Source organism: Nereida ignava, assembly GCF_001049735.1.
Taxonomy (GTDB): Bacteria; Pseudomonadota; Alphaproteobacteria; order Rhodobacterales; family Rhodobacteraceae; genus Nereida; species Nereida ignava.
Window position 1 is genome coordinate 118,757 of the sequence record NZ_CVPC01000003.1, and the last position, 17,043, is coordinate 135,799.

Annotated in this window: 14 protein-coding genes and 1 tRNA gene; 8 read left to right on the top strand and 7 right to left on the bottom strand. The window is 54.8% G+C overall.

Going from position 1 to position 17,043, the window contains the following annotated elements; all coding sequences use genetic code 11:
• Window positions 1-71 precede the first annotated feature (71 nt).
• A complete protein-coding gene (locus NIG5292_RS02820; RefSeq protein ID WP_048597845.1) occupies window positions 72-455 on the top strand; it encodes a DUF2147 domain-containing protein in 384 nt (127 codons plus the stop codon).
• A 106-nt stretch (window positions 456-561) separates the two neighbouring features.
• Here the strand turns inward: NIG5292_RS02820 and hisH are convergent, their stop codons facing one another.
• The 4 genes from hisH to NIG5292_RS02840 form a co-directional block, all read right to left on the bottom strand.
• A complete protein-coding gene (gene hisH / locus NIG5292_RS02825) occupies window positions 562-1,200 on the bottom strand; it encodes an imidazole glycerol phosphate synthase subunit HisH (RefSeq protein WP_048597846.1) in 639 nt (212 codons plus the stop codon).
• Window positions 1,201-1,788 (bottom strand): imidazoleglycerol-phosphate dehydratase HisB, encoded by a 588-nt coding sequence (gene hisB, locus NIG5292_RS02830; protein ID WP_048598171.1) that lies wholly within the window; start codon window positions 1,786-1,788, stop codon window positions 1,201-1,203.
• 207 nt (window positions 1,789-1,995) lie between these two features.
• Window positions 1,996-2,070, bottom strand: a tRNA-Gly gene (locus tag NIG5292_RS02835).
• 184 nt (window positions 2,071-2,254) lie between these two features.
• On the bottom strand, window positions 2,255-5,698 hold the full coding sequence (locus NIG5292_RS02840; RefSeq protein WP_048597847.1) for a pyruvate carboxylase: 3,444 nt from the start codon (window positions 5,696-5,698) through the stop codon (window positions 2,255-2,257).
• 173 nt (window positions 5,699-5,871) lie between these two features.
• Between NIG5292_RS02840 and NIG5292_RS02845 the strand changes: the two genes are divergently transcribed.
• Window positions 5,872-8,232: an ATP-dependent helicase gene (locus NIG5292_RS02845; protein ID WP_048597848.1), complete on the top strand. Its 2,361-nt coding sequence runs from the start codon at window positions 5,872-5,874 to the stop codon at window positions 8,230-8,232.
• A 14-nt stretch (window positions 8,233-8,246) separates the two neighbouring features.
• Here the strand turns inward: NIG5292_RS02845 and NIG5292_RS02850 are convergent, their stop codons facing one another.
• The 3 genes from NIG5292_RS02850 to NIG5292_RS02860 all read right to left on the bottom strand — a co-directional run bounded on the left by NIG5292_RS02850 (window position 8,247) and on the right by NIG5292_RS02860 (window position 9,840).
• Complete coding sequence (locus NIG5292_RS02850; RefSeq protein WP_048597849.1) at window positions 8,247-8,843, bottom strand: LysE family translocator; 597 nt, start codon at window positions 8,841-8,843, stop codon at window positions 8,247-8,249.
• A gap of 9 nt (window positions 8,844-8,852) precedes the next feature.
• On the bottom strand, window positions 8,853-9,458 hold the full coding sequence (locus NIG5292_RS02855; RefSeq protein WP_048597850.1) for a LysE family translocator: 606 nt from the start codon (window positions 9,456-9,458) through the stop codon (window positions 8,853-8,855).
• A 163-nt stretch (window positions 9,459-9,621) separates the two neighbouring features.
• The gene (locus NIG5292_RS02860; protein WP_048597851.1) at window positions 9,622-9,840 is read right to left on the bottom strand and encodes a DUF1127 domain-containing protein; all 219 of its coding nucleotides are present in this window, start codon (window positions 9,838-9,840) and stop codon (window positions 9,622-9,624) included.
• A 282-nt stretch (window positions 9,841-10,122) separates the two neighbouring features.
• On the opposite strand from NIG5292_RS02860, the gene NIG5292_RS02865 reads away from it, so the two are divergent.
• The 6 genes from NIG5292_RS02865 (at window position 10,123) to NIG5292_RS02890 (ending at window position 17,043) form a co-directional block, all read left to right on the top strand.
• Entirely contained in the window at window positions 10,123-11,217 is a 1,095-nt protein-coding gene (locus NIG5292_RS02865; protein WP_048598172.1) for an Mrp/NBP35 family ATP-binding protein, read from the top strand.
• Window positions 11,218-11,864: 647 nt separating this feature from the next.
• Complete coding sequence (gene mraZ / locus NIG5292_RS02870) at window positions 11,865-12,359, top strand: division/cell wall cluster transcriptional repressor MraZ (protein ID WP_048597852.1); 495 nt, start codon at window positions 11,865-11,867, stop codon at window positions 12,357-12,359.
• Window positions 12,360-12,362: 3 nt separating this feature from the next.
• Window positions 12,363-13,352, top strand: a complete 990-nt coding sequence (gene rsmH / locus NIG5292_RS02875; RefSeq protein WP_048597853.1) for a 16S rRNA (cytosine(1402)-N(4))-methyltransferase RsmH — start codon at window positions 12,363-12,365, stop codon at window positions 13,350-13,352.
• Window positions 13,353-13,355: 3 nt separating this feature from the next.
• Window positions 13,356-13,709 carry a cell division protein FtsL gene (ftsL, locus tag NIG5292_RS02880; protein WP_048597854.1) on the top strand — a complete coding sequence of 118 codons (354 nt, stop codon included), beginning with the start codon at window positions 13,356-13,358 and terminating at the stop codon, window positions 13,707-13,709.
• Complete coding sequence (locus tag NIG5292_RS02885) at window positions 13,706-15,499, top strand: peptidoglycan D,D-transpeptidase FtsI family protein (protein ID WP_048597855.1); 1,794 nt, start codon at window positions 13,706-13,708, stop codon at window positions 15,497-15,499. Before ftsL ends, NIG5292_RS02885 begins: the two co-directional genes overlap by 4 nt.
• Window positions 15,500-15,573: 74 nt before the next feature.
• Entirely contained in the window at window positions 15,574-17,043 is a 1,470-nt protein-coding gene (locus tag NIG5292_RS02890) for a UDP-N-acetylmuramoyl-L-alanyl-D-glutamate--2,6-diaminopimelate ligase (RefSeq protein WP_048597856.1), read from the top strand.

The window sequence follows — 17,043 nt, forward strand, 5'->3', positions numbered from 1 at the left end:
CAACGCAACGTCAGCCTTGTCCGCGCGCGCATCGCGGTTGCAGGATATCTTAACTTAGGGAGGAGCTTGGTATGAAAAAGGTGATTGGCGCCGCTGTTGCGTTGGTGATGGGGGCAGGCTTTGCCGCAGCGGACCCTGTTTTGGGGACGTGGAAAACAGAAGTGGACGATGGCAACTACGCCCACGTTGAAATGAGCACCTGCGGCGACAAGATTTGTGGTGTGATCGCACAGGCATTTAATGCGCAAGGCCCGTGGGCATCCGATAACAAAGGTAAAAAGCTTGTCTGGGATATGGTTGCGCGCGGCGGCGGGTCTTACAAGTCTGGCAAAATCTGGCAGCCATCCACGGATAAGGTCTTTAACTCGAAAATGTCACTGTCTGGCGATGTTTTGAATGTCTCAGGCTGCGTTGCAATTATTTGCAAAAAGCAGGTCTGGACACGCGTAAATTAAATTTGGTCACCCTATCTGAAACGCCAAGGCCCAAAGGTTGATCCAAACCTTTGGGCTTTTATGCTTTTAGCAACTGGGTCTTTTGATGCGGCTTACGGGGCCAAGGCTACGGGGCCCACGTCAAAAAGTTACCGATCATGCGCAGACCCGCGCTTTGTGATTTCTCGGGATGAAATTGCACGCCGATACGGTTTTGCATGCCCACAACGGCTGTTACATCGCCGCCATATTCCACATGGGCCAGCCGTTCGTCCATGCTGTGCATTTCCATCTGGTAGCTGTGCACAAAATAGGCATGGTCGCCGTTTGTGACGCCATCCAAAACGGGGTGGGGGGCATCGATGATTAACTCGTTCCACCCCATGTGCGGGATCTTAAGGTTAGAATTTTTTGGAGCGATGCGTTTCACATCACCGTTGATCCAACCAAAGCCGTCAACTTCTTCGTATTCAAAGCCGCGGTTCGCCATCAGCTGCATGCCGACGCAAATTCCCATAAAAGGGCGACCTTTTTGCGTGACTGCCTCGTTGAGCGCCTCAAACAAATCAGAGCGTTCAAAAAGCTGGCTGCGACAGGCGGGAAAAGCGCCGTCACCGGGTAGGACAATGCGGTCTGCGCTGGCCACATCTTCCGCTCGGTCACTGACAATCACCTCGCCCGCGTCACGTTCCAGCGCCATGCGCTGAAACGCTTTTTCTGCTGAATGAAGATTGCCGCTGTCGTAGTCGATCAGGACAGTGCGCATTTAGAGAATACCCTTGGTTGAAGGGATTGCATCCGCTTTGCGGGGGTCTTGTTCCATGGCGCTGCGCAGGGCGCGGGCCACTGCTTTGAAAGCGGCCTCGGCAATGTGGTGGCTGTTGAAGCCGTGCACTTGATCGATGTGCAACGTGATGCCGCCATGGGTCGAAAACGCTTGGAAAAACTCGCGCACCAGTTCGGTGTCAAACGTGCCAATTTTCTGCGTGGGCATATCGAGATTGCAGATCAAGAAGGGGCGGCCAGACAGATCAAGCGCGCAGCGTACTTGTGCATCATCCATGGCAAGTGCGCATTCACCGTACCGGTTGATGCCACGCTTGTCGCCCAACGCCTCATTCAAGGCTTGTCCAATTGCGATCCCCACGTCTTCAACTGTGTGGTGGTCATCAATATGCAAATCACCAGAACAGCGCACAGTCATGTCCATCAAGGCGTGACGCGCAAGCTGATCCAGCATGTGGTCAAAAAAACCAACGCCAGTTTGGTTGTCATAGGTGCCAGTGCCGTCGAGGGTCAGTTCAACAGAAATATCTGTTTCCGCTGTTTTACGGGCAACTTTACTTGTGCGCATCATTTCATCTCCGCTGTGATGGTGTGACAGGCTCTAGGCGGTTTTGGCGCAGCGCGAAAGATCAGCGCTACTGATTTTTCCGAGGTGCGGCTTTGGGGTTTCAGCGGGTGCCAGTTACGATCGACCAAAGACTACCTAGTAGAAACACAAAAGGCCGCCGATTAGGGCGACCTTTGTTTGTGTCCGGCTTGGGTGAAACCGGCTAACTGGAGCGGGCGAGGCGATTCGAACGCCCGACCCTAACCTTGGCAAGGTTATGCTCTACCCCTGAGCTACGCCCGCATCCGCTAGTGCGCTTGATTTAGGATTTTCACGGGGTGGCTGCAAGGCGAAAATTACGAAATATGACATTTTTTTGTAAATGCTTTTGCGAAGGGTGTTGTCTGGAGCCATCGCACAGCAAAAAGCCCCACAAAACAAAGGCTTGCGGGGCTTTGGTCTTGGGTCGGTAAGTTGGGTTGGCTGGTTATTCGAACTCAACCAGAAGGTCTTTGGCGTCAATTTGACCCCCAGCCGCGACGTGAACGGCCTTGATGACCGCGTCGCGCTCGGTGTGGATGCCTGTTTCCATCTTCATTGCTTCGATTGTCAGAAGCAAATCGCCCTCACTGACTTTTTGACCAACAGTGACGCCGACGCTTGCGACAACACCGGGCATGGGGGCGCCGATGTGGTCCGCGTTGCCCAACTCTGCTTTGGGGCGGGCGGCGGTTGTTGCTTTGATGGCGCGGTTTGGCACGCGAATGTTGCGCGGCTGGCCGTTTAGCTCAAAGAACACTTTTACTTCACCGTCTTCGTTGGTGTCGCCGATCGCCTGCAGGCGGATCTCCAGAGTTTTGCCTGGGTCAATCTCGGCTGCGATTTCATCGCCAACGTCCATGCCGTAGAAAAACACTGGCGTTGGCAAGGCGCGAACGGGGCCGTACATATCGTGGCGTGTCGCGTAATCTGTGTAGACTTTTGGATACATCAGATAGCCTGCAAGGTCTTCGTCATCGATGCTGCTGCCACCACAGGCCGTGCTTGCTGCCGCGCGTTCTGCTTCAAGATCGGCAGGTGCGAGGTGTTTACCGGGGCGTTCAAGGTTAGGGCTGTCGCCTTTGAGCGCTTTGGAAACGATCAGATCGGGGAAGCCACCTTTGGGCTGCCCCAAGTTGCCCTTCATCATGTCGATCACACTATCGGGGAATGAGACATCCTTTTTGGGGTTTTCCACATCCGCGCGGCTAAGCCCTTGGGAGACCATCATCAGTGCCATGTCGCCGACCACCTTAGAGGACGGTGTGACTTTGACGATATCGCCGAACATCTGGTTCACGTCTGCATACATTTGCGCCACTTCGTGCCAGCGTTCTTCAAGGCCCAAGCTGCGGGCTTGTGCCTTGAGGTTCGTGAACTGACCGCCGGGCATTTCGTGCAGATATACTTCTGATGCCGGTGCTTGGAGACCGCTTTCAAATGCTGCGTATTGTCCGCGCACAGCTTCAAAATAATCGCTGATCTGACGGATCGCTTTGATATCGAGGCCTGTGTCGCGATCTGTGTTGCGCAATGCTTCAACGACTGATCCCAATGTTGCTTGGGATGTGTTGCCGGAAAAGCTGTCCATTGCACAATCAACGGCATCTACACCCGCTTCGGCGGCTGCAAGAATTGTCGCAGTTGCCATGCCTGCAGTGTCATGGGTGTGGAAGTGTATCGGAAGGCCGACTTCTTCTTTGAGCGCTTTGATCAAGATGCGCGCTGATGCGGGCTTCATAAGCCCTGCCATATCTTTCAGACCCAGCACATGCGCACCTGCGGCCTTCAGCTCTTGGCCCATATCAACGTAATATTTCAGATCGTATTTGCTGCGCTCTGGGTTCAGCAGATCACCAGTGTAGCAAATAGTGCCTTCGCACACTTTGCCCGCATCAATCACCGCGTCCATAGCAACACGCATGTTCTCGACCCAGTTTAGGCTGTCAAAGACGCGGAATACATCAACACCAGAGGCAGCGGCGCGTTTGACAAAGAACTCAACCACGTTGTCGGGGTAGTTCGTGTAGCCGACACCGTTTGAGGCGCGCAGCAACATTTGCGTCATGACATTTGGAAGCTGTGCGCGGATGTCGCGCAAACGCTGCCATGGGCATTCCTGCAAGAAACGATAGGCCACGTCAAAAGTCGCGCCGCCCCAACACTCAACCGAGAAAAGACCCGATAGGTTCTGCGCGTACGCTGGTGCCGCTTTGATCATATCAATTGAGCGCATGCGTGTGGCCAACAAAGACTGGTGCCCATCGCGCATGGTCGTATCTGTAATCAGCAAGTGCTTCTGTGCCGCCATCCAATCGGCCACGGCTTGCGGGCCTTGGGCATCCAGAATTGTGCGTGTGCCATCCGGCGTGTTCTGCGCAATGCGCACCGGTGGCTTTGGCGCACGCGCTTCTGCGGCGGGCAGGGGGCGGTCAACGGTCTCGGGGTGTCCGTTTACGGTGATGTCCGCAATGTATGTAAGCAGTTTCGTCGCACGATCACGGCGCTTTTTGAAATCAAACAGCGCAGGCGTGTCATCGATAAACTTCGTGGTGTACTCATTGCTGAGGAACGTCGGGTGCTTGAGCAGGTTCTCGACAAAAGCAATGTTGGTTGAAACACCGCGGATGCGGAACTCCCGCAGGGCACGGTCCATCCGCGCAATGGCGGCTTCTGGCGTTGGGGCCCAAGCGGTGACTTTTTCCAACAGGCTATCGTAATACCGTGTGATGACCGCGCCAGAATAAGCGGTGCCGCCATCAAGCCGAATGCCCATGCCCGTAGCACCGCGGTACGCTGTGATCCGGCCATAGTCAGGAATAAAGTTGTTTTGCGGGTCTTCGGTGGTGACGCGGCATTGAATGGCATGACCGTCAAGTTTGACATCATACTGGGTCGACACGCCTGTCGCCTCAACAAGTGACTTACCCTCTGCGATCAGGATCTGCGCGCGCACAATGTCGATGCCTGTGACTTCTTCGGTCACCGTGTGCTCAACTTGGACGCGTGGGTTCACCTCGATGAAGTAGAACTCGCCGCTGTCCATATCCATCAAGAACTCAACAGTGCCGGCACATTCATAATTGACGTGCTGACAGATCTTTTTGCCCAAGTTGCAGATTTGCTCGCGTTGGGTGCCACTTAGATAGGGGGCAGGGGCGCGCTCAACGACTTTCTGGTTGCGGCGTTGGACAGAACAGTCGCGCTCGTAAAGGTGGTACATCTCACCGTGGCTGTCGCCAAGTACTTGTACTTCAACGTGGCGCGCGCGGGTGATCATCTTTTCAAGATAACCTTCTCCGTTGCCAAACGCGGCTTCAGCTTCGCGGCGGCCTTCGAGGACTTTTTCCTCAAGCTCGTCTTCGCTAAAGATTGGGCGCATCCCGCGGCCGCCGCCCCCCCATGACGCCTTAAGCATCAGTGGATAGCCGACCTCAGCCGCTTGTTTTTTGATCTCTGCCATATCATCGCCAAGCACCTCGGTGGCGGGGATCACAGGAACATTAGCGTCAATGGCGACGCGGCGGGCGCTTGCCTTGTCACCCAAAGCGCGCATCGTGTCAGCCTTGGGACCGATGAATGTAATGCCGTTTGCAGCGCATGCATCCACAAACTCGGGGTTTTCAGACAACAACCCATAGCCCGGGTGGATCGCATCTGCGCCGGCCTCAAGAGCGACGCGGATCATTTCGTCAATGCTCAGATAGGCTGCAACGGGACCAAGGCCCTCGCCGATACGGTATGCTTCATCCGCCTTGAAACGGTGCAGCCCCAGCTTGTCTTCTTCCGCAAATACCGCGACCGTCTTTTTGCCAAGCTCGTTTGCTGCGCGCATAATTCGGATCGCGATCTCCCCACGGTTGGCAATAAGAATTTTGTTGAAATCAGCCATGGGATCATCCTTGTGTAGTCATGTTGCAGTGCAGCAATTTGAGTATCTTCTATGACGTTTTTGTAAATCCGTAAACATCGTAGAATTGGGTATGTGTCTGAGCAGCGCCTGTGCTGCGAACAATGAGCGAACATGGGTTTTCACCGCAGGGCAACCGCGCTACATAATTACACATGAGCGATTTTTCCGAAGATGACGCCTTCGAGGCGGCAAGCATCCCGCTAAGTCAACGTGCCATGCAGGCGCGCCCTGCGCCCTATTTGGACAGCTTGAACCCCGCGCAACGTCAGGCCGTAGAGACCCTTGATGGGCCCGTTTTGATGTTGGCGGGTGCCGGCACCGGTAAAACCAAGGCGCTGACCTGTCGAATCGCACATCTTTTGACAACTGGCCGTGCTCGCCCGAACGAGGTCTTGGCGGTGACGTTCACCAACAAAGCCGCGCGCGAGATGAAGGACCGTGTTGGCGCACTGATGGGCGCAACGGTTGAGGGGATGCCGTGGCTTGGCACGTTCCACGCTATTTGTGTGAAGTTGTTGCGCAGACATGCCGAGCTTGCAGGACTGAAGTCCAACTTCACCATTCTGGACCGCGACGATCAGAACCGCCTGTTAAAGCAACTGATTGTGGCAGATGGCTTGGATGAAAAACGCTGGCCTGCGCGGGCGCTTGGGACGGTAATTGACGGTTGGAAAAACCGTGCGCTAACGCCTGAGAACGTGCCTGTTGCCGATAGCAGTGCCTTTGATGGGCGGGGCGTTGAGATTTACGCGCAATACCAAGCGCGTCTAAAAACGCTTAACGCCTGCGATTTTGGCGATCTGTTGTTGCACGTCGTAAGCATTTTCCAAAACCATTCAGATGTGCTGGCACAGTATCAAAGATGGTTCAAATACATCCTTGTGGACGAATACCAAGATACGAACGTGGCGCAATATATGTGGCTTCGATTGTTGGCGGCGGGGCACAAAAACATCTGCTGTGTGGGCGACGATGATCAGTCGATCTATGGCTGGCGGGGCGCAGAAGTTGGCAATATTTTGCGCTTCGAAAAAGACTTTGAGAACGCGCATGTGGTCAAGCTTGAGCAAAACTATCGCTCGACCCATCATATTCTGGGGGCAGCATCTGGTGTCATCGCTGGCAACAAAGGGCGTCTTGGAAAGACCCTTTGGACCGAACGTGACGAGGGCGACAAAGTACGCCTTATTGGTCATTGGGACGGTGATGAAGAGGCCCGTTGGATTGGTGAAGAAGTTGAGGCCATGCAACGCGGCACGCGCGGGCAGGCCCCAATCAGCCTTGATGATATGGCGATACTTGTACGTGCGTCGCATCAAATGCGGGGCTTTGAAGATCGCTTTTTGACCATCGGGCTGCCGTACCGCGTGATTGGGGGGCCGCGTTTTTACGAGCGGATGGAGATCCGCGATGCAATGGCGTACTTCCGCCTTGCGATTAGCCCCACGGACGATCTGGCATTTGAGCGGATTATCAATACGCCCAAGCGCGGCCTTGGCGATAAAGCCCAACAGAAAATCCAAGTGGCGGCGCGTAGTAATGGTGTGTCGCTTATTGAAGGCGCGCGTTTGCTGGTCGCGGCCAAAGGGATCACGGGCAAAGGGTTCAAGGAACTTGAAAAGTTCGTAGCGGGATTTGACCGCTGGCACAGTTGGATATCTGAGGCACGCCGCAGCCACATCGAAGTGGCAGAGCTTATCTTAGAAGAGTCTGGCTACATCGAGATGTGGCAAAACGACAAAACACCCGAGGGGCCGGGGCGGCTTGAAAACCTTAAGGAACTTGTGAAGGCGCTGGAAGGCTTTGAGAACCTGCAAGGATTTCTTGAGCACGTCAGCCTGATCATGGACAACGAAAGCGAACAAGACGGCGAGAAAGTCAGCATTATGACTTTGCACGGCGCCAAGGGTTTGGAATTTCCCGCGGTGTTCTTGCCTGGTTGGGAAGACGGCCTGTTTCCATCACAGCGGTCCATGGATGAAAGCGGTGTGAAGGGTCTCGAGGAAGAGCGGCGCTTGGCCTATGTAGGCATCACGCGAGCAGAGGCGATTTGCACGATCTCATTTGCTGCTAACCGCCGGCTTTACGGTCAATGGCAATCGGCGATGCCCTCGCGTTTTATTGACGAGCTACCTGAGGCACACGTTGATGTGCTGACACCGCCGGGTCTTTATGGTGGTGGTTTTGGTGCCGCAGCCGCACCGCAATCAACACTGCACGAAGAAGCGGCCTCGGCCAATGTCTACAACTCACCGGGGTGGCGGCGGCTTCAATCACGTGCAGCGCAGCGCGGCATGACCCAACCTGCAGAGGCGAAAAACATCACGATCGATGCAACAGCGGTCAGCGCGCATACTGCCGGTGACCGTGTATTCCACACCAAATTTGGCTACGGCACAGTGATGGGTATTGAAGGCGACAAGCTGGATATCGAGTTTGATAAGGCGGGTGCTAAGAAAGTCGTTGCGCGCTTTATTGTGGCGGCGGACCATGCGGGCGACGTGCCTTTTTGAGTGGGTATTGCGGACTAAACCGGTACACCAGCACGCAAAATAGGCAAGATCGATGCGATCAGCATAAGTGCCATGGTCATGTTGAATGCCCGCAATCTGCGCGGGGCATTGAGCCAGCGTTTCGTTTTTGAGCCAAGCACGGCCCAGACGGTGACGCATGGCGTGTTGATCAGAGGAATGACGATGATCACCGTGAGGAACCCAAGCCAGTCAGCTTCTGGTGGTGCGAAAAGTGTCAGTGCGTTGAGATGCATCGCCCATGCTTTGGGGTTTACCCACTGAAAGGCAGCAGCCTGCCATAACGTCATCGGCTTAGCGGTGCTTGCCACGCCGCTTGGGGGTGCAGCAGTTGCGATTTTATATGCCAAATACGTCATATAAATTGCGGAGCAGATTTTGAGCACCGTATGTGCCGCAGGCATCACCGCGAAGATTTGTGCAAGCCCAAGACCCAAGCCGCCAATCATTATGACATGACCCAGACTGATGCCAAATATGTGCCTTACGCTGCGGCGAAGGCCAAAATTGGCCCCCGATGCAAAGAGCATCAGGTTGTTTGGGCCGGGCGTGATTGTGCTGGCGACAGCATAGGTGATCAAAAGCCAAAGCATCGCTTAAACCTAGAGGGTGAAATCAGCTGTGAGCATCGGATAGAGCGTAGCGATCAAAATGCCTGCCATAGCGTAATTGAAAATCCGCAGGCGTCTTGGTGTGCTTAGTAGGGATTTGATTTGCACGCCCATATATCCCCAGATGGATACGGCAGGAAAATTTGCGGCCATGAACAGTAAGGCAATTGCGATGGGTCCCCAGATGCCAAATTCGGGCTGGGCGTATTGTGATTGCGCCGTAATGGCCATGAACAGCGCCTTGGGATTGACCCATTGAAAGGCCGCCGCTTGTAAGAATGTAAAAGGTTTGCTGTCAGGTTTCGCATCCGCTGGTGGGGCGGCATTTGCGATTTTGTAAGCTAGGTACAAAAGATACGCAGCGCTGAGAAATTTCATCACAATGAAACTGGCAGGATATGCGTTGAACAACTGCAAAAGCCCAAGCCCGATCAGCGCCACCTGAAACGAGTGCCCAATCGAAATGCCCAACATATGCGGAAGCGTTCGCCGAAAACCAAAGTTTGCACCAGACGCCAACAGCATCACGTTGTTGGGGCCGGGGGTGGCGGAGCTGACGAAGGCGAAGGCCAGGAAAGGCAGGATGAAACTATACATTCGCGGCACATTAGCGACGGCGCGTCAGAAGGAAATGGCAAAACCACCGACAAAAAAACAATCAGGCAAAAAAATAGCGGCGATACCAGGGAGGATGGTATCGCCGCCTTTTAACAGAACAACCCCGGGAGGAGGAAAGGGCGTCCTGATCTCGTGTTGGCGCTTAGGCGCCGTATGCAGCCTCAAGGGCGATGCGTTTGATGTCGCAACGGAAAATTCCGAGGTCTGCCAGTTCACGGTTTGAAAGTACCGCAAGCTCGTTGAATGTTGCTTTGTAAGTGCGGCGCTGAGCGATCGCTGTTTTTACGTCGTCAAATTTTGCGCGCAGGATGTCTGCGAAAGTTGGGCGGAAGATCGATGGTGTGCTAACTGTAAAAGCCATTGCTTTTGTCCTTGTAAGTTTTGCCGGCGTCTTGTCCGCCGAGCCATGCTTCGAATGTCTTGCACCCAAGATACGGGCCATGCTGCGTCCGCACAACGCACAATGCTGCATTGCAGCTATGCGTCTTTTGCAACGCTTCGTCACAGGTCTTTTGCCGCGTACCGTTAGCGCTAGCTGAAAATCGGCTGTAATGGGGCGGTGGATGTGGCTTGTGATCTTTGCAGAACGGGTTATTTGCCGAAGGGAATGCGCAATGAGCCGATGCCAAAGGAAGGTCCACTGATGTCCAGTAAAGAAGAAGTCCTAAAAGCCCTGTCATCTCTTACGCTGCCTGATGGGGGCGATTTGGTGTCGCGCGATATGATCCGCGCGTTAAGTGTTGAGGGCGGCACTGTTCGGTTCGTAATCGAAGCGCCTGATCCCGAAGCTGCTGCGCGCATGGATGGTGTGCGCCGTGCGGCTGAGGCGGTGGTTGGTAAAGTTGCTGGTATAAGTAGTGTGAGTGCCGTGCTGACAGCCCACGGGCCATCTAAGCCCGCAGCTAAACCACAAGCTGAACCTTCCGCGCCTCCCAGCCTGAAGATTGGCGGACACCCGACAAAGCAAGAGGGCGGTCCCAAGCCTGTCTCCGGCGTTGACCGTATCTTGGCGATTGGGTCGGGCAAAGGCGGCGTTGGCAAATCGACAGTGTCGTCAAATCTGGCGGTCGCTCTGGCCAAGCAAGGACGTAGAGTCGGGCTGCTTGATGCAGACATCTATGGTCCCAGTCAGCCGCGTATGTTGGGTGTTTCAAAACGTCCTGCCAGCCCAGATGGCAAAACAATCATTCCGCTGCAGGCCCACGGCGTCACAATGATGTCCATCGGTCTGATGCTTGACCCCGACAAAGCGGTTGTGTGGCGGGGGCCAATGCTAATGGGCGCACTCCAACAAATGTTGGGGCAGGTTGAGTGGGGTAAGCTTGACGTTCTGATCGTTGATCTTCCGCCAGGCACGGGTGATGTGCAGCTTACGCTTTGCCAGCGCGCGGCAGTGACGGGGGCAATCGTAGTGAGTACCCCGCAAGATGTGGCGCTTTTGGATGCACGACGCGCGCTTGATATGTTTGATAATTTGCGCACACCGGTTTTGGGTCTGATTGAGAACATGAGCACGTATGTCTGCCCTGAGTGTGGCCATGAGGCGCATCTGTTCGGGCATGGGGGCGTTGAGGCCGAGGCTGCGAAAATTGGCGCACCTTTCCTTGGGTCGTTACCACTTGATCTGGATACGCGGCTTGCAGGGGATGCTGGTACGCCCATCGCGGCTGGTGACAGCCCTATGGCGCAGGCTTACGCCCAATTGGCTGAACGCCTTGTCGCAGGCGGTATGGCTTAGACAGACACCTCAATTGTATTGAAGTTTAAGGCGCTCCTTCGGGGCGCCTTTTTTGCTGCATATGATAATGATATGTGGGAAATCATGGGAGTGATAGGTAGTTTTCTATCTGTATCTCGTAGATTTTATCAAATAACCGCTCAAATTAGGTGGGATAGGTCGGCTTTTTTAGCTGAAGTGATGAAAATTGGGATTTTTTGGTAATTATTTGAACAATAATGCTACTACTACATTTAGTGTTATGGGCCATATGCTTCTACATTATGATGTCATTAAGGCGGTCTAAAGTATAGTTTGCTTCATGATTTACTAAGTTTTTAAGGCGTTTAGCTCAAAAAAAGTTGTTGCTTCCCATAAATTCCCATGTATTCCTAAATCTATCGAAGCGGTGAGCACACATTTAAGGGGCGTCTTAAGAACCCCACCCGGCGACCGAAAAAGGTTTCATACAGGCCTCACTTCTTCGATCAACGAGATCCGGCGCGTGAGCGAGCAGACATCCCCCCAGGTGGCGCGCGCAGTCGGACTTCCCCGCAAAGGGGCACAGGCGGGTTGATCAGTGGCAGCAGATCAGCCCGCCTTTTTAATTAAAGGGCCGCGCATTTCAGTGCGTAGGTCGCAAGGTAGCAACAGGAGCCGGTTCCTCGATGGTCCGTGCGTTCAGAGGCGAATACCACCAGAAGGTGGATGCAAAGGGCAGGGTCTCAATTCCCGCGCCCTTTCGGCGTGTCTTGGAGGCAGGTGATCCGGCGTGGGAAAATGGCAAGTTGCCAGAGTTTGTTCTAGTTTACGGTGATGATCGGCGTGCCTTTCTTGAGGGGTTCACTGTGGATGGTATGGCTTCAGTTGATGCTAAAATTCGCAAATTACCCCGTGGTTCCAAAAAGCGTCACGCTTTGTCGCGCCTTTACAGTGGTCGTTCGGTAACGCTTAGCGTTGATGAAACGGGGCGGTTCGTTTTGTCCCCCAAGCTGCGCGAAAAGTTGGGTATTACGAACGAGGCCTACTTCATCGCCAACAACGATACATTTGAAATTTGGACGCCTGAGACATTCGAAGCTGAGAATAACCTCGCTTTGGATGACGAGGATTTCGATCCGGATTTGGACCCGTCCGTTTATCTTGATGGGGATGAGGAATAATCAATGGGCGCCGCTTCTACACCGTCCGCTGATCCGCATATTCCCGTTCTTTTGCGTCCTTTGTTGGAGGCGGTAGCGCCTGTAGGTGGTGTCTGGCTTGATGGGACGCTCGGGGCCGGTGGCTATACGCGCGGGCTGCTTGAGGCGGGTGCAGAGCAGGTGATTGGCGTTGATCAAGATCCGCTAGCACTTGAGATGGCAAAATCGTGGGCCGATGATCGTGTGACACTGGTTGCTGGAAATTTCGCCAAACTCGATACTTATGCGGAAAACCTTGACGGCATTGTTTTGGACCTTGGGGTCAGTTCGATGCAGCTGGACCAAGCCGAGCGCGGCTTTTCGTTCATGAAAGACGGCCCCCTTGATATGCGGATGGCCCAAGATGGACCTTCGGCGGCTGATCTGATCGCCACATTGTCCGAAGCTGAAATAGCGAATGTTTTGTTTCTATATGGTGAAGAACGCGCCTCTCGCCGGATCGCAAAGGCAATCGTGAAGGCACGCGCTGCGGCCCCTATTACGACAACTCTTGAGCTTGCCGACCTGATTGCAGGTCAACTGCCGCGCTCAAAACCGGGTCAAAGCCATCCTGCGACCCGCAGTTTTCAAGCGATCCGCATTGCGGTGAATGGTGAATATGATGCGCTTTATCAGGGCCTTATGGCCTCTGAGCGGGCGTTGAAGCCCGGTGGTAAGTTGGCGGTGGTCACGTTTCACTCTACTGAGGACCGGATGGTGAAACGCTTTTTGCAAATGCGTGCGGGCACGACAGGTAATGCAAACCGTTATGCACCGGAGGCTGAACAAGAAACCCCTGCGTTTACTCTGAAATCCCGCAAAGCAATCGGGCCAGATGCGCAGGAGCTTGAGGAAAATCCCCGCTCGCGCAGTGCAAAGCTACGTGTTGCGATCCGTAGTGATGCGCCGGCTGATGTGGCGGGCGAAACACTGGCGCCGCGCGACATTGGCATGCCGACGTTGGGAAAGGGCTAAGCGATGCGTACGTTGCTTTATATCAGCGCGGCACTTGCGGTCATGGGGCTGGCTTTTTGGGCCTATCAGGAAAATTATCGAACGAAAGACGCCCTGGCAGAAGTTCGGGTCCTACAGCGTGATATCGCTGAGGCGCGCGATACACTGGGCATTTTGCGTGGTGAGTGGGCATACCTGAACCGTCCTGAGCGGCTGCGAGATTTAGCTGAGATCAATTTTGATTTGCTGGGTCTTTTGCCGATGGAGCCGCAGCAATTTGGCCGCGTTGACCAGATCAGTTATCCCTCTGTGATTGCGCCGCTTGGATTGATCACGGGCGCCGTTGATACGAACGCGACACTTGGGGATGCACAATGATCCGCACGCCACTTCGCCCCCTTGCTCGAATCTTGAAAGCCCGCGAAAGCGGCGAAAATCCTGATGCGATTGAACGCGATAACAAGCGTAAGCGTCATGAAGAAATGCGCGATCAGTCCCGCCGCCGTGCAGAGGGCAGTTTGGTGGTGTTGGGGTTGTTCTTTTTGACCGCATTCGGTGCTGTAGGTGGGCGCATGGCGACGTTGTCGGCCTCGGACGTGGCAGAGCCGCGCAGCTCTGCGATGAATGTGCAAATCCGATCAAACCGTGCTGATATTCTGGACCGCCGTGGTCGTATTTTGGCGACAAATCACGATACCTATTCGCTGTATGCACATCCTCATCAGATGATTGATAAGGACGGCACAATTGCAAAATTGCTTGAGATATTTCCTGATCTGAACGAGCAAAAACTGCGCAAGGAACTTGGCGGCAATCGCAAGTTTGCGTGGGTTAAAAAACGGCTTAGTCCCGAGCAAAAGCAAGCCGCACATGATATTGGTGACCCAGGGTTGCTGTTCGGGCCGCGTGAGATGCGTCTTTACCCCAACGGCGCAATTGCGGCGCATATCTTGGGCGGTACGCGTTTTGGTGAGCAGGGCGTAAGTAGTGCCGAAGTATTGGGCGTAGCGGGTGTTGAGAAGTTCTTCGATGACCGTTTGCGCGACCCTGCCAAAGCCAATGAGCCGCTTGAGTTGTCGCTTGACCTGACGGTGCAGGCAGCATCCGAAGAAGTGCTGTTCAACGGTATGAAGATCATGAACGCCAAAGGCGCGTCATCGGTGTTGATGGATGCAAAAACCGGCGAGGTGATCAGCGTCGTTAGCCTACCTGATTTTGATCCCAACAACCGCCCGCGTCCTTTGACGGTTGCTGACAAAGACAAAGACCAAAGCGACAGCCCACTTTTCAACCGCGCATTACAGGGTGTGTACGAGCTTGGCTCGACTTTTAAGATTTTCACAGCCGCACAAGCTGTTGATCTGGGTATCGCTGATGCTGACACCATCATTGATACAAAAGGTCCGATGCGTGTTGGAAGGCGTTCTATCGGTGAGTTTGAGAACAAGAACTACGGCAAGCTCAGCGTGTCAGACATCATGGTGAAGTCTTCGAACCGCGGCACCGGACGTTTGGCGCTTGAGATCGGCGCAGAGCGTCAGCAAGAGTTCCTCAAATCCTTGGGCTTTTTTGAGGCCGCACCCGTGGAAACTGTTGAGCGTGGCACGCCTTTGCTGCCGCCCAAGTGGACCGAGTTAAGCACCGTGACCATCAGTTACGGCCACGGCTTGTCTACCTCACCCATGCAGCTTGCGGCGGGCTATGCGGCCATCGCGAATGGTGGCACGGCGGTCACGCCAACCTTGTTGAAACAAGACAGCACAGTGCCGCTTGGCCCCCGCGTTATGTCGCCCGAGGCGGCACGCGAGGCGCAAAAAATGCTGCGCGCTGTTGTCACTGATGGCACCGCAAGTTTTGGTGATGTACCAGGATATTCAGTTGCCGGTAAAACAGGTACGGCAGATAAGCCAAAACCAACGGGTGGATATTATGAGGACCGCGTCATTGCGACCTTTGCGACAATGTTCCCAAGCCATGATCCAAAGTACGTTTTGATTGTGACATTGGATGAACCCGAGATCATGGGACTGGGTCGGATGCGTCGCTCGGCGGGATGGACTGCGGTACCGGTGACCGCTGAAATGATCCGGCGTGTGGCTCCGCTTTTAGACCTGCGCCCAACTGTTGAGCCTGCTAGCCTTGCGCGTGTAACACTGACCTCACAGTAAGGCCTTCGCGGGAGCGACGCGTGGCCGTCAGGGCGGGGCATCACCGGGTGTGTTTCTGAGGAGCATTGGCTGAAATGACGACTAAAACACTTTCGCAACTTGGGCTGACGGCGGCACGGGATGTTGCCATCACAGGGGTGGCTTTAGATAGCCGCGTCGTGGAAGCTGGCTTTTTGTTTGCGGCTTTTGCTGGTGCACACGTTCACGGGGCCAACTTTATCCAATACGCCCTGCGCCAAGGGGCTGCGGCAATCTTGACTGACCCTATGGGCGCCGAGATCGCCAAGGAAGAATTGGCCGCCTCTGAGGCGGTGCTGATCATAGCAGATGAGCCACGCCAAACGTTTGCACGCGCCACCTCCCTTTGGTTCGGCGCCCAGCCCGAGACTATGGTGGCGGTGACGGGCACCAATGGCAAAACATCTGTCGCCACTTTCGTGCGGATGATTTGGGAAGAGATGGGCAAGCCTGCGGTCAACCTTGGAACAACCGGCGTTGAGGGGCACTGGACCGCACCGCTAGCGCACACGACCCCAGATCCCATTACGCTGCACGCGGCTTTGGCTGAGGCTACGCAGAACGGTGTGACATATGCGGCGATGGAGGCGTCATCGCACGGGCTGGATCAGCACAGGCTGGACGGGTGCCATATCAAAGTGGCGGGCTTTACGAACTTCACCCAAGATCATTTGGATTATCATGAGACGTTCGAGGCGTATTTCGCCGCCAAGATGGGTCTTTTTGAGCGCGTTCTGGTCGAAGACGGCACGGCGGTTATCAATATCGACGACGCAATGGGACCGCGCGTTAAGCAGCTTTGCGTCGCACGTGATCTTAAGGTTATCACCGTTGGCAAGGCCGAGGACGCGGACCTGCGCATATTGGATCACCGTCTTGATGCCACAGGCCAAACACTGCGGATCGCGTGGCAAGGCAAAGCGCGGACGCTGCGCCTGAACGTCATGGGGCAGTTTCAAGCAGAGAACGCCCTTGTTGCGGCTGGCATGGTCATTGCCGCAGCCGGTGCAGCGGATGAAGTATTTGACAGTCTTGCGCATCTTAAAACCGTGCGTGGCCGCATGGAGTTGGCCGCAACCCGCCAAAACGGTGCGGCGGTTTTCGTAGATTACGCGCATACGCCGGATGCGGTGCGATCGGCTATTGCCTCGCTACGCGGGCACATCATTGGCAAACTGGTTGCTGTCATCGGCGCCGGCGGGGACCGTGATAGCACCAAGCGCCCGTTGATGGGTGCCGCTGCGGCCGCGACTGCGGATGTGGTGATTGTGACTGATGACAACCCGCGCTCCGAAGACCCTGCAGCGATCCGTGCAGCAGTCATGGAAGGGTGTCCCGATGCGATTAATGTGGCCGATCGGGCAGAGGCAATTCTGCGCGCAGTCGATATGCTGGAAGAGGGTGACGCCCTTTTGATTGCAGGCAAAGGTCACGAGACGGGTCAAATCATTGGTGCGGATGTTTTGCCATTTGATGACGTGGAACAGGCCAGCATTTCAGTGGCCGCTTTGGACGGGATGATGTGA